The sequence below is a fragment of the Opitutus sp. sgz309028 genome, assembly GCF_059821195.1.
Genome location: NZ_JCAMRR010000001.1, coordinates 386,694 through 405,632 on the forward strand (window position 1 = coordinate 386,694; position 18,939 = coordinate 405,632).

Genomic DNA, 18,939 nt, shown 5'->3' on the forward strand with positions numbered 1-18,939 from the left:
CACCTGACCCGCGAGGTGAACCACCATGGACATGAATACTGGGAAGGCCGACACTCGAAACGGAACTGAAACAAAAATGGACACGAAACCATCCGAATGCCGACCTGGTCCGAGCGACCTGCCGCCGCTCGCAAAGGAGTCACCGGCCGCCCGCCTCTGGCAGACGCTCTGCGCTGCTTCTCGACGTATCAGGCTTTCGACCGTCGACGATTCCCGCGCTGCGGCGTCGGCCAAGCGTTTCCGTGTTCTCGCTTTCGGTCTGGTAATCCTCGCCGGGCTACGCGCCCACGCCGCCGAAGAATCGCTCACGTCGCCCGACAACCGCGTCGTTGTGACCGTGAGCGATTCCGACGGCCTGCGTTACCGCGTCACGCTCGATGGGCAGCCGGTGCTGGTGGATTCGCAGCTCGGCCTGGAATTTGCCGGCGGTTTCTCCTCCGGCCGCAGCACGAGGATCACCGCCGCGGCCCGCCGCGAGCATGACGGCACCTGGCAAAACGACTTCGGCCAACGCTGCATCGAGCCCGACCGCTATCGCGAGCTGAAACTCGAGCTCACGGAAACCGCCAACGTTCCGCGGCGAATCAACCTGGTCGTTCGCGCCTACGACAACGGGGTTGCGCTGCGCTACGAGATTCCACCCCAGCCCGGTCTCCTCGACTATGTCGTCACGGACGAGCTCACCGAATTCGTTTTCCCCTCCGATCTGAAATGCTGGGCGGGCAATCCTTCAGGCTGCGCGGAAAATCAGTATCCGGAGAAGCGTCTGAGCCAGCTCAACGCCGACCCTTCCCAGCCCCACGTGTTGCCGCTGCTCGTGCAGTTGCCGAACGGCTACGCTGCGGTCGCCGAGTCCGATCTGCTCGACTGGGCCGGCATGTTCGTCTCGGCGCTGAACCCGCGCGCCGACGGCGGCGCACGCCCCGGCGCGAAAGTCACGCTCGCGCCGCGCCACGACGGACGTGGTCTGGTCGTCGGACGCGATCGCCGCGTCAGCCCGTGGCGCATCGTGATGCTCGCGCGCCACGCCGCCGAGCTGCTGACCAACGATCTCGTCGCCACCCTCGCCACGCCCTCGCGGCTCGCCGACACCTCGTGGATCAAGCCCGGCGTCTCGGCGTGGGACGCGTGGTGGACCGGCGTGAACCCTTCGCAACCGGAGAACACCGGCGTGTATTCGCGCGGCGATACCCGTTCGCACCGGGAGTTCATCGATTTCGCCGCGGAGATGGGTTTCCGCTATCAGCTCATGGACTGGTTTTGGTATGACCACATGACGCTCTGGGACAAGGGCCTGCACTCGCCGCCCAACCAGCCGTCGGGCGACTTCACGCGGCCGCTGCCGCACATCGACGTGCCTGGCCTCGTCGCCTATGCGCGCGAGCGCGGCGTCGGCCTCTGGATCTGGGCGCATTCGCTCGATATCAAAACCTTCGGCCTCGAGCGTGCGCTCGAACATCTCGCGAAGTTCGGCGTGGTCGGCATCAAGGTGGATTTCTTCAACAGCGATTCGCAGGAGACGGTGCAATGGATCGTGGAACTGCTCGAATGCGCCGCGCGGCACCGCCTGATGGTCGATCTCCACGGCGTCTACAAACCGACCGGGCTCGCGCGCACCTACCCCAATCTCCTCACCCAGGAGGGCGTGCTGGGCAACGAATACAACAAACTCGGCGGCAACCAATGCGACACGCGGCACACCATCACGCTGCCCTTCACGCGCGGCCTGCTGGGCGCGATGGATTTTACGCCCGGCGGCTTCCTCAATCGCACCGCCGCCGAGTTCAAGATCACCGCGCCGGCGCAGGTCATGGGCACGCGTGCGCGGCAGCTCGCCGAAACCGTCGTCTACCTCAGCCCGCTGACCGTGCTCTGCGATAGTCCGACGAACTATCGCGGCCAGCCAGGCGTCGAATTCTTCCGCGGCTTGCCCACCGTGTGGGACGAAACGGTCGTCCTCTCGGCCGAAGTCGCACACCATGTCGTCCTCGCGCGCCGGTCCGGTTCGCGCTGGTATCTCGCCGCGATGAATGGCGACGCGCCGCTCGCACTGCGCGTGCCGCTGAATTTCCTCGGCGACGGTTCGTGGCAGCTGCGCGCGTTCGCCGACACGCCGGAATCCGGCACCCGCCCCGAAGCGCTCGCAGAAACCACGACGCCGGTCACCGCGACGGGCACGCTAGAACTCGCGCTCGCACCCGCCGGCGGCTATGCCGCGGTGTTGTCGCCCGCCCGATAAGTCGTCTCGCACGGCTGGATCCCGCCACCCACGGGAAAAGCCTGTAACACGTTTTCGTGACAGGCGCCGCCGCGAGGATGCTGGTAGACTGAGCGCGGCTGCGCCCCCAGCGACCGCCGTTCCCTCAACCCCTGGACCCCAACTCGGGCGCCTTCGTCGCGCTCATCCGTCCCATGCTGCATCCTCCGTCATCCGTCTCGCGACGCGCCTTGGCCGCGCGCGCTCTCTCGCTGCTCACCAGCCTGCTGTTCTGTTCCGTCCTTTCGTTCGCGGTCCCGGCGTCCGCCAAGACCGCGATGCAAGCCTACGTCGAGGCGATGCAGCCCGGCTGGAATCTCGGCAACACCCTCGACGCCACGCCAAACGAAACCGCCTGGGGCAATCCGCTCACCACGCCGGAGCTCATCCAGCAGATCAAGGCGCAGGGGTTTAAGAGCATCCGCATCCCCGTGACGTGGGACACCGGCAACCGGGTCGGCCCCGCTCCAAGTTACACGATCGATCCCGCATGGCTGGATCGCGTGCAGCAGGTCGTCGACTGGTCGCTGGAGGCCGGCCTCTACGTGATGCTCAACCTGCATCACGACTCCGGCTGGGTGCGCGACATGCCGACCCAGCACGACGCGGTGCTCGCCAAGTTCAATGCCCTCTGGTCGCAGATCGCACCCCGCTTCCGCGATTACCCGCGCGAGCTGATGTTCGAGAGCATCAACGAGCCCGATTTTCCCAACGCCGACGACGCGACGAAGATGTCGCTGCTCCGCGAGCTGAACACGTCCTTCTTCCACATCGTGCGCAATACCGGCGGCGGCAACGCCACCCGTCCGCTCGTGTTGCCCTCGTTCAACACGAACTCGGGCCAGCAATGGCTCGATTCGCTCAAAGCCACGATGGACGCCCTCGACGATCCGAACCTGATCGCGACGGTGCATTTCTACGGCTTCTGGCCGTTCAGCGTGAACGTCGCCGGCGTGACCACCGTCGACGACGCGGTGATCGCTGACATCAACGCCACCGTCAACAACACCTACAACACGTTCGTCGCAAACGGCATTCCGGTCGTCGTCGGCGAGCTCGGCTTGCTCAGTTACGATCCGAACAACCCGGCCACCGAACGCGGCGAAGTGCTGAAGTTCTTCGAACTCATCACGGCCAGCCTCCAGTCCACGGGCATCACCTGGCAGGTGTGGGACGCGGGCCAGCTTTTCGACCGCACGAGCTACCAGTGGAAAGATCCCGAACTGGTCGGATACTATCTGCAAAGTGTGACGACCCGCTCGTCCACCGCCGCGACCGATCTCGTCTTCGTGCCGGACGGCACGCCCAAGGATGTCGTCATCCCGCTCAACCTGAACGGCAACACCTTCGTCTCGCTCACCGACGGCGCCACGCCGCTCACGCCCGGCGTCGACTACACGCTGATTGGCGATGTCCTGACCGTGAAAGCCGGCGCGCTCGCTGCGTATGCGTCCGGCAACTACGGCGAAAAAACGGTGTTCACGGCGAACTTCAGCGCGGGCATGCCCTGGCGGCTGCACGTGCGCCACCACGCCGCGCCGGCGCTCGGCGCCGCGGCTGGCACCAAGGCCGGCGGCATCGTGATTCCCACCGCGTTCAACGGCGACGTCCTCGCCACGATGCAGGCCAGCTACGTGGCCGCCCCCAACTACCCTTACCCCGGACAGGCCGAGTGGACGGCGTTCAAGCAATTCGGCGACTCCTACCAGCCGGACTACGCGAACAACACGATCACGCTCAAAAAGGAGTTCACTACCGCGACCACGAACGAACCGGTCGAACTCACGTTCCATTTCTGGAGCGGACGGAAGGCGAGCTACCGCCTCACGTTCGAGCCCGGCGGCGACATCATCGCCGATCCGCAGGAACTCGTGATGTATGAGAACGGCTTCAGCCACGGCTGGGGTAACTGGAGCTGGGCCGCGACCAACGACGCGAGCACCGAACTCCCGCATTCGGCTCCGACGTCCATCGCCGTCGACGCGGGTCCGTGGGCGGCGTTGTTCCTCGGCGGTGGCGCCGTCGATCGCTCCGACTACCGCACGCTGATCTTCTGGGCGAACGGCGGTCCGGTCGGTGGTCAGAGCCTCGTCGTCAGCGCCTCGGAGAACTGGAACTTCAGCCACCCGTCGGTCACGGTCGGTCCTCTGGCGGCCAACACGTGGACGAAGATCGAGGTGCCGCTCGACGCCATCGGTGTCGCGGAGAATCCGAACATCACCACGATCACGATCGCCAACGGCTCCGGCAACCCGGCGCCTCGTTTCTACATCGACGACATCCACCTGACCACCGCCTACCCGTCGGATATCGTCTTCGTGACCGGTGGCGCCGCGCCCGTGATCACGAGCGCGACGAACGCCACCGGCCGGTTTGACTTGTCATTCGCCTACACGATCCAAGCGATCAACGCGCCGACGTCGTTCAGCGCCGCGGACCTCCCGCCCGGGCTCAGCGTCAACCCGACCACCGGCGTGATTTCCGGCACGCCGACGGCGGCGGGTTCATATGTGGCGACGATCACGGCAACGAACGCGTCCGGCGACGGCACCCAGACGCTCGCCATCAAGATCGATCCGGCCCCCGTCGCGATCACGTTTCCCGCCGCCAACACGCCGTTCGGCGCCGCGGTTTACGCCGCGTATGACGGCGCGCCGCTAAGCGTGTCAGGCACGACCAGCCCCGCCGGCGTTCCCGTCACGATCACCTACAACGGCAGCACCACGGCTCCGACGCTCCCCGGCACGTATCGCGTCGTCATCACGTCCAACGATCCCAATTACACCGGTTCGGTCGATGGCAGGTTTGTGATCACGAGCACCGCGCTCGTCCGCCACGCACCGACGCTCAACGGAGATCTCGACGGCTCCATCCAGGTCCTCAGCGGCGAGTCGTTCGCCATCAACGGCAGCGGTTCGATCTCCAGCGACCTGCTCGTGCCCGGCACGCCCACGGTGAAGCTCAACGGCCACCCGCTCTTCGCCGGCCTCGTCGACGCCGCGGGCGCGACCACGCCGACGAACTACACCGTCACGCTCAACGGCGGCGCCGTGGCACGCTATGTCGTGCGGAGGGTCGATCCCATCGCGATGCCGGTCGTCACCGCTCCGGCGGCGCCCGCCGGCGTGCGCGACGTGGCACTCACCCGGCCGACCGACACCGCCGGCGACTTCGCCACGATCCGCAACCTCACGCTCAACGGCAACGCGGGCGTCGTCGCGGTGCCGGCCGGCGTTTATGGCCACCTCACCGTCAACGGCAACAGCCGCCTCGTCCTCGGCGCGACGGGCGCGACGCAGCCGTCGGTCTACGAGTTACAGGCGCTCACGCTCAACGGCCAGGCCTCGCTGCAAATCGTTGGGCCAGTGAAGCTGAAACTCGCCCGCGGCACCTCGATCAACGGCACGATCGGTTCGGTCGACCATCCGGAATGGCTCGAGCTCGAGATCGCCGATGGAGGCCTCACGCTGAACGGCGGCGCGATGGTGCACGCGATCGTAGCGGCGCCGAACGGCGCGGTGACGGTAAGCGGCACGCTCCACGGCCGGATCAGCGCCGATCGTCTGACGATCAACGGCGGCGGCCTCATCGAAGCGCCAACGTTATAGTCGGGCGTTTCGTTCTCGTAAGGTCCGGTCGTTGCAACTCGACCCACCCGGTGCCCGCGCCGGGTGGGTTTTTGTTTGGCTGGGCCGCAGCTGGACGGTGGCAACGCGATCCTCTTTTTGCGCCCAGGTCAGCGGGCCGCCGTGTCGCGGCCGCGCCCGCACTCCCGGACCGCCTCCAGAATCGAATGATTCGATCGCGGACAATGCCTGCATCACCCCAAAAAAAAAGGCGCACCGCCGGTGCGGTGCGCCTGGGTTCGATCAAAGGCGTATCCAGATTCTCATGGCGCCTGGAACGCCCATTGCTGATTACTGCCGCCGCCGTAAGTCCAGATCTGGATGTTCGCGCCGTCGGCCGTGGACACACCGCTCACGTCCAGGCACATGCTCGTCGCATGCGTCGGAGTCAAACGGTAGTAGCCGCCGCTCGTGGCGCTGACCGTCCACTTCTGATTGGCCGCGGCGCCGTAAGTCCAGAGGTGGACGTTCGTCCCGTTGCTGGTGCCCCAGCCGGACACGTCGAGCGCCTTGCCGCTCTGCGCGCCGATGATGCTGTATTGATTGTTGCCGAGGTGCGTGACGACCCACTTCTCGTTTTCGCCGCCCCAATAGCCCCACTGCTGCACGTTGCTGCCGTTCGCGGTCTGCAGATCGTCCACGTCGAGGACCTTCCCGCTGTGACGCGCGACGAGCTTGTAGACGCCATTCGGAATGATCCCGCCGCCGCCCGGAGACGGGAGCGCGGCACCGCCGGTCAGAGCACGTAGATTATCCTGATCGATCACGGCGGCCGTGGTGCGGTCGAACAGCCACATCGTGTTGCTCCCCGTGCCGCCGGCGTCCCAATAGATCGGCTTCAGGCCGAGAGCGTTCGCCTTGTCCACGATCGTTTTGCTGTAATACGTCCTGGACGCGAGATGCCGGTTCAACTCCGTGCCCGTGAGACCGGAGTAGCCCGTGCGTTTGACCGCGCCAAATTCACCGACGATCACCGGAATGCCCCGGCTCGTGAACCTGGCATACATTTTCTGGAACTGCTCGTCCGTGTAGGCCTCTTCGCCCCACGTGGAGTTTCGATCGGTGATCGTCGGCGAATGATAGCCCTGCCCCCAGAAGTAGAACATTTTTCCCCACGTCTCGTCGTTGGTCATGAGGCTCCACTGGTAGGGATAGTGATGGACTTCGATCATGAGCCGGCCGGAGGCAGAATCCGACGGCAAGGTCGTCATCAGCTCGTAGGTTTTGTCGATGTTGGTGCTCGGCCCCTGAATCACGAGCCAACGCGTGCTGTTGTTCCCGCCGGTGGCACGCACCGCGTTCACGAACGTCTGATAATAAGTCATCAGCGTCGACATCTCGCCGGCATTCTCCACGGGCGGTTCGTTCGCTCCGGCGAAGATCAGACGATGGTCGTAGCTTCTGAAGGCGGTAGCGATCTGGGTCCAATACGAATTCATCTTCGCGTTGACCGTCGCGTTATAGCCGCTCGCGAGGCTGCTATCCAGCCAGCCGCCGTCCCAGTGGCAGTTGACGATGACGTAGAGATTCCGCGCGTAGCACCAGTCGACCACCTGTTTGACGCGTGCCATCCACGCGGGATCGATCTGATAGCTGGGCGGATTGGCGTGGCTGTCCCACGCGACCGGGAGGCGGATCGTGTTGAAGCCCGCGTCGGCGACCGCATCGATCAATTGCTGGGTGGCCGCCGGGCCCCAGGTGCCTTCGCCGCTGGGCGGCTCAAGGGTGTTGCCGAGATTCCAGCCATAGGTCGGCGTCGGCAGCTGCGCGCACGCGACAGCCGGCAGGAGGAGGAGGAGAAACGCGAGCGCCCGGACGGCGCCGCGGAGGGGATGTCGGGAGGTTTTGGATACTCTCATGGGGAAAGGGTCGGCGCGGCGGGCGCACGCAGCAGCGATGGACGCGTTGTTGGCGCGCTCCGAATGGATTTATATTTGGGGCGCTTGCTACGACTCGCGCGTCGCCCGCCCTCTCATCTGCGCCCCGCGCCGGTGAACGAACCGGAACTGTATCATGACAGAACGACCGTGCGCGTCAGTCGACCGCATCGTCTCGCGTCCCGAAACCAGGTCCGGCCCGAGGGGAAATGAGGCGCCAGCATGAAACTCCGGCGCCCCACCCCTTCGTGAACCCCATCCTTTTAGGGACCCGAAAAGCGTAATTACATAAGCGGGCGGCCCGAGCCGGAGCGTTCCTCCGGCCCCGGCCGCCTTGGATTCAACTCAGAACATGAGCTTCATGCTGAGATCGTAGGTAGCACCGCTCACGATGCGTTGCTGAGCGACAGAGCCGTCCGGTTCGACCGCGACGGTCACCAGATGATTGCCTTCTCCGACGCTGCGCACGTTGAGCTGAATTCGCCAGTCAACCTTGGAGTTCAGTTTACGTTGATAGCCGATCCAGGCATCGACGTGGGACTCCGTGGGTCCGTAGATCGGCTTGCTGACATCGGCGATCCACGCCTTTTCGCCGTAGATCTCGGTCTCGTGGATGCCGTAGCCGAGGATGGCCCGGTCCTCCCAGCGCCACGCGCCACCGATGTCGACGCCTTTCGCCCAGCCACGGTCGATGCGGTAGTTCGAGATGAGGTTGAAGCGATATTTCCGCATCTCGGGCTGGTCGCCGCCGATCAGCGCGATCTGGGTGAGATAGGGAGCCCAGATGTCCTTGAGGAAGCTGTTTTTCGCTCCCTCATAACCACCCCAGATGCCGGCATACTGAACGCCTGTGCCGAGGAACAGGTCCGCCATTCCCTGCAGCTGTTTCGCGGCGGCCGCACCAAGGCCCGTCTGCGTGGCATCGACTTTGGAGGCATTGAACGTGATGTCCCAGTTCCTGATCGGACGGAACGTGGCCTCGAACTCGAAGCCCTTGGACTCGAGGTTCTGGTCGATCGTCGGATATTCCCCGTGCACGGTATCGCCGCCTCCCAGCTGCGGCGGGAAATACGGGAAATCCGTGCCTTTGACGATGTGCAGCCAGTCGCCCCGCTTGATGGCTTCCACGTCGATGTGGTAACCGTAGGCATCCCAGTAGGACTGCGGATACAGCTCCGTAAACTTGGTCATCATGTCCGCATTGGCCTTGGCCGCCTCTTGCGGATGCTGGCTCATCCAGGAATACGGCCAATCCGCCCAGGATTCGTGGGTCCACGCATCCCAACTCGCGGGGAACTGGGTGTTCCCGTTCGCATCCTTCGGCAAAGCCTGGCGAGCCATGCTGTAGGCGTGCTGCACGACCGTCCATTCGGGAAGCGCTCGGACCATGAACGTGCCGAGCGGCTGCCCGACGGACGCCGAGGCATTGTTGTTCTGCGTCTTGAAGTAGGTGAGCCGCGCTGTCAGCCGACCATTGAGTCCGTCGAACTGAACCGAAAAGTCGTCCGTCTTGCCGGATTCGTTCGGGAGCAGCGAACCATCGATCGCATAGCGCACCCGAGGCGTCTCATTCTCACCGTGGAAATAGTAGAAGGTGAGGTCCGTGCCTTCGGGAAGGTTTCTCTTGATCGCCTTCGGCAGGTGGATGGCCACGCCGTAGCTGATCGAATTGGTGGTGGCTTTGATTCCGGTGGGATCGTCGATATCGATACTGTAATTCAGATCGTAGATTCCCGTTTTGGTGTCCCGGTGCCGGCTGGCATCCGAACCTTGCTGAAACGTGGTATCGCGACGATAGCCGAACGTCGGGATGATCGTATCGTCCCAGAAGTGTCCTTGATAGAGAAAGGCCGTGGAGGTGATCTTCTGCCGCCTCTGCGTGCCGCCGGTGGCGAGCACGTCGGGGAGGCGATCTCCATAAATCGTCGGGACCGATACCCGCGTATAGCCTTTATAGTTTGCCGGATTATCCGCCTGGACCTGCGTCATGGCCGTGCCGTCGGGGCCGGTGAACGTCCATGGCGCCGTCGGATCGACCGCGCCGCCCGCCGTCCACTCTTTCGAGAAGACGGTGTACGGATATGCGCTGGGAACACCAATCTTGGTCGCAAGATTGCTCAGGTTGGCGCCGGCACCGGTCGTGCCGAGCATCGACGGTCCGATATAGGCGAGCCAGTTGAAGGCATTGTCCGTCTGAAGCACCTGATCCCTGGTCTTGTCGCCGTTATAAACTTTATACATCGGATCGATGCCATTCAGCCGGTAGTTCCGGTGCTCCTCATACTTGTCGTAGCTGCCGGCCAGCCCGGTGAACTCCTGGCGACCTAGAATCCGGCCCAGAATCCCCTTCATTTCGAAGTCGCGCTCGAAGTTCAAATTATACGCCGCCGTGACCTGCTGGTTGTCGCGCGTATAATTGTTGATACTGTGATTGCCCTGGTTCCCAAACACTACGGGGCGGCCCACGTTCGGATTGGTGGTGGCGCCGTCGAGCCAGGTCGGAGTCTTCAGATTGTGGCTATTGAGATCGAGGACGAGCCAGGGATTGCTGAGGATGCCCTTGTTGCCGTTCAGATACTCCTGGTGATCGATGACGCCCTGGATGACCAGGCGCTCGTTGAACAAGCTCTGCACCACGCTGACGTTGTAAGCGTTCCAGCGCTGCCACTCGCGCTTGTTGTCGCCGTCGATGAGCTTGTGGTAGAAATCGAAGAGACTCGGATCGCTGAGCGTCTTGTCGAAATACCGAACGGTGCCACGGTAGGCGCCTGCAAATTCTCCTCCATCCTGGTCGTTGTGGGCCTGCCGATAGAGGTAATTCGACGCCACGGCATGCGAGTAGTAACCGTTCGAGTGGACGTTCCAGGTGTTTTCATGGGAGCCATAGCCATTGCCGGTGGGTGCGGTGAAGCTTGCCTGTCCCCCGTCCAGCAGCGCGCCGGTTTTGCCGTCGTAATACAATTGGGCGTCGTTCGCCCACTGATACTGATTGGCCAGCGAACCGGCACTGGCCCAAAGGCTTTCCGTGGGGTCGAGACCGACGTCGCCGTTGAGATGATAGATCCACGGATTGTAACCGGTCTTGCTGGCACTCGGATCGTTCAGGTATCCGGTGATATAGTCCATCGGCGGGAGAATGCGCGGGTTGTTGGACTCCACCTTGCCATGCTCGAAGCTGGCCTGGATCTTGGTATAAGCCGAATCCGTGCGCAGGAACTTGGGATCCAGGCGCACGGCACCGTAGGCGCGCTGGCTGTGATTGAAGGCCGGCTCCTGCTGATAAAGCCGCCGATCGTTCACCAGATCGACCCGGATGGCCGCCTGGTCCGGCACCAGCACTTTATTGAAGTCCACGGACTCGCGCGTCGTGCCGTAGCTGCCGTAGTGCGCCTCGATCACGCCCCGGTCCTTGAAGGTGGCTTCATTCGTAGACACATTGGAGATGCCGGAAGGGCTGCCGGTGCCGAACAGGAACGAGTTTGGCCCGCGCGAGATATCGACGCGGCTGATATTGAAGCCGTCCCACGGAATATCGCTCGGGAAGTAGTTCCGCGTGCTGTCCATTGCCGTCAGACCGCGGCCGCGATTGATTCCTCCCGGATTGGTCAACCGCGTGCCTTCCGCGGCGCCCGACGGGATGCCCTGCCCGCGGGCGGACATACCCGAGTAGTTTCCGTACAGTCCGGAGACTTCGGTATTGGTGGTGTAGATGAAGAGGTCCTCTTGATTATTAACGTTGAGGTCGCTCAGAAACTTCTTCGTGACCACGGACAGCGAGGACGGCGTATCCTTGAGGCTCGTGCGAACACGCCCGCCGGCGAGTGTATCGTCGGCCTTGTAGCCTTCGTGCTCGGTGGTGACGGTGAACGGATCGAGGATGATCATCCCTGCGTCGTCCTCGCTGGACGGAAGCTCCGATTCGGTTCTGGAGCGGCTGGCGTTGCTCTGATCAGACGTCGCGGGCGGCACTTGCGCCCAGGACGGACCTATTCCGAGGGAGAGTACTGACAGGAGCGCCAGCACACGGGGGGTTCGCATTTGCTTCATGTTTGGGGTTCTTTGTTTCTGGTGACGTCCTCCGGACGAGCCGGAGAAAATTTAGCGATAAATGAAATGGTCCTAAATGACCTTTACGGGACTATATAAACGGCGGCATCGCTCTAGCGGAGGCGGGCGTTCAACGCTGGAGCGGAAGGAGCTCGACGAACCAAACGTCGTTCTCCCGCATCTCGAACCGGTGGGCGAATGCTCCGTCCGCGCCGATCTCGACGTGCGTGTCGACGATCGGTGTACCGGCGGTGGACTGTCGCAAGGTGGCGACCTGCGCGCGGGTGAGCTGTCCTGGCGAACCGAGATCGCGCCAGGCCGACTGCACGTCGTTCGCGCGATATCCGACCTTGGTCGCCACGAGGCGATAGGATCCCGGCCGCAACCCGCTCAGTTTCAGCTCCGCAGCATCGAGCCGACGCGCTGGCTGATCGGCCGCATAGAACTGCTGATTGATCACCGACGGGCCGGGATGAGTGATCGTGAAATCCCAGAACAACGCCTGCACCCCTCCGCCCCCGTCGCGGCAAACGAAGGCCGCCGGGTCGGCGCAGACCAGTTCGCGGTCGCCCAGCTGGTGCAGAAACTTGTAGGCGAAGAACGAGGGCTTCGGCAGATCCTGGTAATTGAACATCCCAAACCCGCCGTGAAACGGAGTCGTGCGCGGACCGGCCTCCTCAAAGATGTCGGTAAATGTCCAATACGACATCGAGTCGGCGGCCCGGCCGATATTGCGCATCTTGTCGAGAATGAAGGCCGCGCTGTGATAGCTGTCGTGGATCGGATCCGCGGGCGTATAAGACGCACTCCACTCGGTATAATGCAGCTCCGCCTCCGGGAACGCCGAACGATCGATCTTCTCGCGCACGCCCAGCACTCCGGCGGTGATCGCATGGCGGTCCGGCGAAAGCACCGTGCCGGCGTTCCCCCTCTCGTCCAGATAGCCGCTCATCGTCGCGTAGCTGTGCGTGCTGACGAAATCCAGCGGCACCTTCTGCTCGGCGCAAAAGGCAAGCGTCTCATCGATCCAGCCTTCGCCGGCGGTGGCGGGACCGCCGACCCGATAACGCGCATCGACCGACTTCACCGCCCGCGCCGTCGCCGCATAGAGCTTGAAATACTCGGCGCGCGCCCGCACCGCCCATTCCTCGTAAGGTTTCTTCTCCGGATTGCCCATCCAGAAGCCATCGAGGTTAGGCTCGTTCCAGACCTCGAAATACCAGCTGCGGACTTCCTCCGGGCCGTAACGCTCCGTACAATGTTGTACAAACGCGGCGACGAACGCCTCCCATTTCGCATAATCCCGCGGCGGAGTGACGTTGCCGCGATACCAGAAAATCGTCTGTGACCCGCTCGCGAGGCCCGACGGCATGAAACCCAGCTCGACAAACGGCTTCATCCCGATGCTTTGCAGAAAATCGAACAGTTCGTCTATATACTGCCAGTTATACACCGGCTTCCCGTTCTCCTCGAAGTAGACGCCCATGTCGTCGCAAAACAATCCGTGAAACCGGATGTAGCGGAATCCGCATTCGTGCCGCGCCCGCCGAAGCTGGCGCTGCCAGTCGGCCCGGAGGCCCTCGTTGGCACGGCCCGCGCCGACGCAAAACTCCGGCATGCGGTTCGTCGGTCCCGCTACTTGTTCGAGATCTGCTGAGATGGTGCGCGCGGGCGCGACTGACGGCGACGCGACCGCCAACAGCACGGCCAACCAGGCACTCCACGGGATTGAGCGGAGAACAGACGTGGCGTTATCGATGGCCGACGCATGCCCCCCTTCGCCGCGCTCCTCGCTTCCCGCGGGGCGCGGGAAACGAGGCGCCGCCAAAGGACGGGCAGGGGGTCGGGACGACGGCCTGCCGCGCGCGCCCGCGCTCTCGAAGGGGGTGAACAAGGCTTTGGGGGATTTCCGTACTCACCGAGCACGGCGGGGCGAGATTACCATTGATCGCTCGAGTGCGCCTGTCCCGAAAACATGGGACAGACAAACCCTCGATAGAGGCTGACACCCTTCCCACTTCTCAGCCCTTCTGGACAGCGGTCGTGTCGCTTCCCCGTCTCCTTTCTATTTTCGAGACAGCACACGCACCCGGAGGCCCGCCGCGATTCGGGTCATGTCGTTTCGATATGCGTGTTGCGCCCCAACCTCCCGCCCCGTCCGCTACTCAGGCCCTCCCGTTTCGTTCCAGCTTCGGCCTGACGTCTCCCCGGCCAAAATCCGGCTTTCGCTCCATTCTCAACCGCCTGCTCCCACTCCGCGGGCCACGTGTATCGAACGAGAAAGCCGTGGTCCGCAGCCGTCCAGTTATACATGTTGGCGCAGCCATCGTCGCGTCAGCCGCCTTCGCCGCGCTTCAAGCCCAAGTCGTCGCAAGCACGTCCTCATGCCCGCCACCCGCCACGATTGAGTATTCCACGGTGCAAACAATCTCCGCGGGAGATTCGCCAGACGTCATCGTCGAGAAAGCGGCCAAGGTCCTTCCTCGCCCCAACCAGACGACCTGGATGCGACTCGAGCGAACGTTCTTCCTTCACTTCGGTCCCAACACTTTTCGCGGCGTCGAATGGGGCGACGGCAGAGAGTCACCGACCCTGTTCAACCCGACTGCGCTCGATGCCGAGCAATGGGTTCGGGCAGTGAAAAGCGCCGGCGGCAAGCTGCTCATCCTCGTCGCCAAGCACCACGACGGGCTCTGCCTCTGGCCGTCTCGCTACACGACGCATTCCGTCGCTTCCAGTCCCTGGCGCGATGGCCACGGCGACTTGGTTCGCGAAGTGGCCGCGGCCGCCCGGGCCCAAGGCCTGAAGCTGGGCATCTATCTGTCTCCGGCCGACCTTTTCCAACTGCGCACCAACCCGACAAACCCCGCCGGCTACTATGGCAACGGAAGCGCCAAGCTGCATTCCGTCGTCCCCACCGACCCCGTTGAGTTCCACACCGCTCCCGCGCACGCCCGCACCTCCGCCTCCGGCCCCTACGCGTATCAAGTTGACGACTACAACCGATACTTCCTCAACCAGCTCTACGAGCTGCTCACCGACTATGGTCCGATCAGTGCCGTCTGGTTCGACGGCGCCAATCCCGACCCCAGCGTTCACCAGACTTACGACTACACCGCGTGGTATGATTTGATCCGCAAACTGCAGCCGGACGCCGTGATCTCGGTGAAAGGTCCCGACGTGCGCTGGGTCGGTAACGAAGGCGGCCACGGCCGCACGACCGAGTGGAGCGTGATTCCGTTGTCGGAACCGCCCGCTGCCTACACCTGGCCCGACCGCCAGGAAAACGATCTCGGCAGCCGGGCCCGGCTGACACCGGGCTCCCACCTCTGGTGGTATCCCGCGGAGGTGAACACGCCGATTCTCAACGGCTGGTTCTGGTCCCCCGAAAAACGCGCCAAGAGCCCCGCCGAGCTCGTGGACTATTTCTATCGTTCGGTGGGCCGCAACGGCAACATGCTGCTCAACCTCTCCCCGGATACGCGCGGCCTGATCCCGGAGGATCAACTCGCGACGCTCGCCAGGATGGCCCGGGTGATCGACGACACCTTCGCGCGTGACCTCGCCGCCGGCGCGACCTTCTCCGCCGACTCCGCCAACGACGCAAACGGCCCTGCCCTCGCCCACGACGGCGACCTCGATACCTGGTGGGAAGCGGCCCCAGGCCGGACCACCGCCGCGTTCACGCTCGCCTTGCCCGCCCCCGTCTCGTTCGACGTCGTCTCCCTCCAGGAAGCCGTTGATCACCGCAGCCAGCGGATCGAGACGTTCGCGCTCGAAATCTGGAATGGCTCGCAATGGTCCGCCCCGACGACGCCCGAGGAGCAGACCACGGTCGGCCACAAACGTCTGCTGCGCCTCGCCACGCCGGTGACGACGGACCGTATCAGAATTAATATTACGCAGTCTCGGCTCGAACCCACGCTCGCCGAGATCGGCCTGTTCCAACAATCGGTTCCCGCCGCCCCCGTGATCTCCGAGCGCGGTCGCGACGGCCTCGTGGCCCTCTCCCACCCTCACCCGCTCCCAATCGTCTACACCCTCGACGGCTCCGAGCCGACACCCAACTCCACGACCTATCGCTCGCCGATCGCGCTTCCGTCCGGCGGCACCGTCCACGCGGCGGTACTGACATCCGATGGACGCCTTGGGCTCACCGCCGCGCGAACGATCGTCGGTCTCGCCCCGACGGGGTGGCGCATCGTGGCCGCCGACGATGCGGAGGCGAAGTCCGACCACGGCCCGGGCAACGCCATCGATGCCGACCCGCACACGCTTTGGAAAGCGCGCGCGGTTCCCGGGTCATCGGCGCCCCCGCGACTCACCATCGACCTGAACGACGTGCGGCGCATCGGCGGTTTCGCCTACCTGCCGCGACAGGATTGGGTCTTTGAAGGCGTGGTCGATCGCTACCGGTTCGAAACCAGCCTCGACGGCCGCCATTGGACCTCGCAGGTCGAATCGGGTGTGTTCGGCAACATCCGCAACAATCCGATGCTGCAGGAGGTGACTTTCGCGCCGGTCGACGCGCGCTACATCCGCTTCACGCCGCTCCACGACACCGACGATTCCGGTTGGGTCGGCGCCGCGGAAATCACCGTCCTGCCCGCAAAATAGAAACCACACGAATGAGCACGCGCTGCTCCTGACGTTCCATCCTGTACCCGATTCGACCATGTCCGTTTCTCGTTCTCGTTTTTTCAACTTGGTCACATGCTCGCTCGCCCTCGTGTGCGGACTGGCGGAATTATCCGCGCGCGGCGCTGATGACCCGCGCACATCGCATTCGCTGGACGCCGACTGGCGCTTTCATCTCGGCGGCATGCCGGCCGCCGTGTCGCCGGATTATGACGACAGCGCGTGGCGCCGGGTGGACGTGCCGCACGATTACGTCGTCGAGGGGGCATTCGAACCGAAACCGCGCTTCGTCTATCCGGGCATGCCGGAAGACTGGCACTGGTTGCACGGATTTCTTTCCATCCAGCCGGCCGTGTATCGAAAAACTCTCGACGTTCCGGCCTCAGCCAAGGGCAGACGTTTGTGGCTGGAATTCGACGGCGTGTTCAGCAACAGCCGCTATTGGCTCAACGGCACCGAAGTCGGGCGACAATATAGCGGCTACACCCGCTCGCGCTTCGACATCACCGAGGCCGCGATCTGCGGCGGGCGCAACGTTCTGGTGGTCGAGGTCGACCCGCGTTACGACGGCTGGTGGTATGAAGGTGGCGGCATCTATCGCCACGTGCGTCTCGTTACGGTCGATCCCGTGCACATTGCACCGGACGGTGTGTTTGTTGCCCCCAAGCTCGAAGACCCTCGCGGAGCCGAGACCTCCGATGCCGTCATTCACGCCGACACCGAGGTCACGAATACCAGCTCCGCTTCGGTCAGCGCGATCGTGTCGAGCGAAGTCATCGACGCCGAAAACCGGGTCGTCGCCATCGCTTCCTCCACGTATGAAATCGGGATCAGCGCGAGCCTGAAGGTCTCGCAGGCGATTCCGCTGCCCCGCGCCATCCTCTGGTCGCCGGCGCATCCCTATCTCTATCGACTGCGCAGCACGGTGAAAGTCGCCGATCGCACGACGGACCGGGCGATCACGACGTTCGGCGTGCGCCACGTCCGCTTCGATGCGGGAGAGGGTTTTTTCCTAAACGGCCGGCCGTTTAAGCTCCAGGGCGTGAACATGCACCAGGATCACGCGGGGGTCGGCGTGGCGATGCCCGACCGGCTGTTCACCTGGCGCCTGGAGCGACTGAAGGAGGTCGGGTGCAATGCGATTCGCCTCTCCCACAATCCGGTCGCGCCCTTCCTGCTGGACGAATGCGATCGGCTCGGCTTCGTCGTCGTCGCCGAGAACCGGCACCTGGGCGACACCTTTGTCGATCAGACGCCGAAGGACACGCCCGCGATCGCCCACCGCGACCTCAGCGCGCTCGTGATGCGCGACCGCAATCACCCGAGCATCGTTCTCTGGTCGTTGTGCAACGAGCAATGGATTCAAGGCACCCGGGAGGCCGCCACGATGATTCGCGCGATGAAACAAAGGGTGCACGAACTCGACCCGACGCGTCCGGTCACCGCCGCCATGAACGGCGGTTTTGATAAAGAGGAAGGAATGGGCGGCGTCCTCGACGTCATTGGGATCAACTACAACCCGTGGGTGTATGATGCGGTCCATTCGCTGTTCCCGCGCACGCCGATCGTTGCCTCCGAGATCGCGAGTGAGATCGCCACCCGCGGGGTATATCGGACCGACTCCTGGGAGAACTACTTCGGCGATCCGAAACGTGGATACGTTTCGGCCTACAGCATCTCCGCGGGGCCCGCCGGCCAGACGGTCGAGAATGCGTGGCCGCCTGTCGCAGCGCGGCCGTTCGTCGGCGGCGGTTTTGTCTGGTCAGCGTTCGACTACAAGGGCGAGTCCCGGCCGTTCCATTGGCCGGTCGTCAGCTGCCACTACGGCTTCATGGACCTCTGCGGTTTTCCCAAAGACAGCTATTACTACTACAAGGCCTGGTGGACGGACGAACCGGTGCTGCATCTCTTTCCCCACTGGAACTGGCAGCAGGGTCAGGAGATCTCCGTGTGGGTCCACAGCAACTGCGACGAAGTTGAGCTGTTTCTGAATGGAGTTTCGCTGGGGAAAAAGACCGTCACGCCGCTTCGTCACCTCGAATGGAAAGTCAACTACGCGCCCGGCCGGCTCGTGGCCCGCGGGGTGCGCAAGGGTGAAACGATCGAAACAGTGCGCGAGACCACCGGCGAGCCCGCGGCGATCCGCTTGAGTGCCGATCGCGCGACGCTCGCCGCCGACAATGCCGATCTCGCGGTGGTCACCGTGGAAATCGTCGATGCGCACGGCCGCACGGTCCCGACAGCGGGCAACCCGGTCGTCTTCACCCTCAGCGGACCGGCGAAACTGATCGGCGTCGGCAATGGCGATCCAAGCAGTCACGAACCGGACAAAGCCGACCGGCGCTCCGCCTTCAACGGTCTCGCGCAAGTGCTCGTGCAAACCACCGAAACCGCCGGCGCTATCACGCTGCAAGCGACGTCCCCCGGTTTGGAAACCGCCGTGCTTGCGCTGAACAGCCAATGATGGCGCCCGCCGGTCGGCGCACATCGAGGA

At 63.8% G+C, this 18,939-nt stretch carries 7 protein-coding genes; 4 read left to right on the forward strand and 3 right to left on the reverse strand.

Annotation, left to right across the window (positions count from 1 at the left end; translation table 11 throughout):
• Positions 1-76 precede the first annotated feature (76 nt).
• Together AC6RV7_RS01580 and AC6RV7_RS01585 are read left to right on the forward strand one after the other, a co-directional pair.
• On the forward strand, positions 77-2,239 hold the full coding sequence (locus AC6RV7_RS01580) for a glycoside hydrolase family 97 protein (protein WP_500092139.1): 2,163 nt from the start codon (positions 77-79) through the stop codon (positions 2,237-2,239).
• Between the two features lie 173 nt (positions 2,240-2,412).
• Positions 2,413-5,865, forward strand: a complete 3,453-nt coding sequence (locus AC6RV7_RS01585; RefSeq protein ID WP_500092140.1) for a cellulase family glycosylhydrolase — start codon at positions 2,413-2,415, stop codon at positions 5,863-5,865.
• A 281-nt stretch (positions 5,866-6,146) separates the two neighbouring features.
• Here the strand turns inward: AC6RV7_RS01585 and AC6RV7_RS01590 are convergent, their stop codons facing one another.
• The 3 genes from AC6RV7_RS01590 to AC6RV7_RS01600 all read right to left on the reverse strand — a co-directional run bounded on the left by AC6RV7_RS01590 (position 6,147) and on the right by AC6RV7_RS01600 (position 13,512).
• Positions 6,147-7,742 (reverse strand): cellulase family glycosylhydrolase, encoded by a 1,596-nt coding sequence (locus tag AC6RV7_RS01590; protein WP_500092141.1) that lies wholly within the window; start codon positions 7,740-7,742, stop codon positions 6,147-6,149.
• A gap of 363 nt (positions 7,743-8,105) precedes the next feature.
• On the reverse strand, positions 8,106-11,645 hold the full coding sequence (locus AC6RV7_RS01595; RefSeq protein WP_500092142.1) for a TonB-dependent receptor plug domain-containing protein: 3,540 nt from the start codon (positions 11,643-11,645) through the stop codon (positions 8,106-8,108).
• Positions 11,646-11,937: 292 nt separating this feature from the next.
• Positions 11,938-13,512, reverse strand: a complete 1,575-nt coding sequence (locus AC6RV7_RS01600; RefSeq protein WP_500093004.1) for a GH39 family glycosyl hydrolase — start codon at positions 13,510-13,512, stop codon at positions 11,938-11,940.
• Between the two features lie 713 nt (positions 13,513-14,225).
• Here AC6RV7_RS01600 and AC6RV7_RS01605 point away from each other — a divergent pair.
• Both AC6RV7_RS01605 and galA read left to right on the forward strand, forming a co-directional pair.
• Complete coding sequence (locus tag AC6RV7_RS01605; protein WP_500092143.1) at positions 14,226-16,424, forward strand: alpha-L-fucosidase; 2,199 nt, start codon at positions 14,226-14,228, stop codon at positions 16,422-16,424.
• Between the two features lie 88 nt (positions 16,425-16,512).
• Positions 16,513-18,909: a beta-galactosidase GalA gene (galA, locus tag AC6RV7_RS01610; protein WP_500092144.1), complete on the forward strand. Its 2,397-nt coding sequence runs from the start codon at positions 16,513-16,515 to the stop codon at positions 18,907-18,909.
• Positions 18,910-18,939 lie beyond the last annotated feature (30 nt).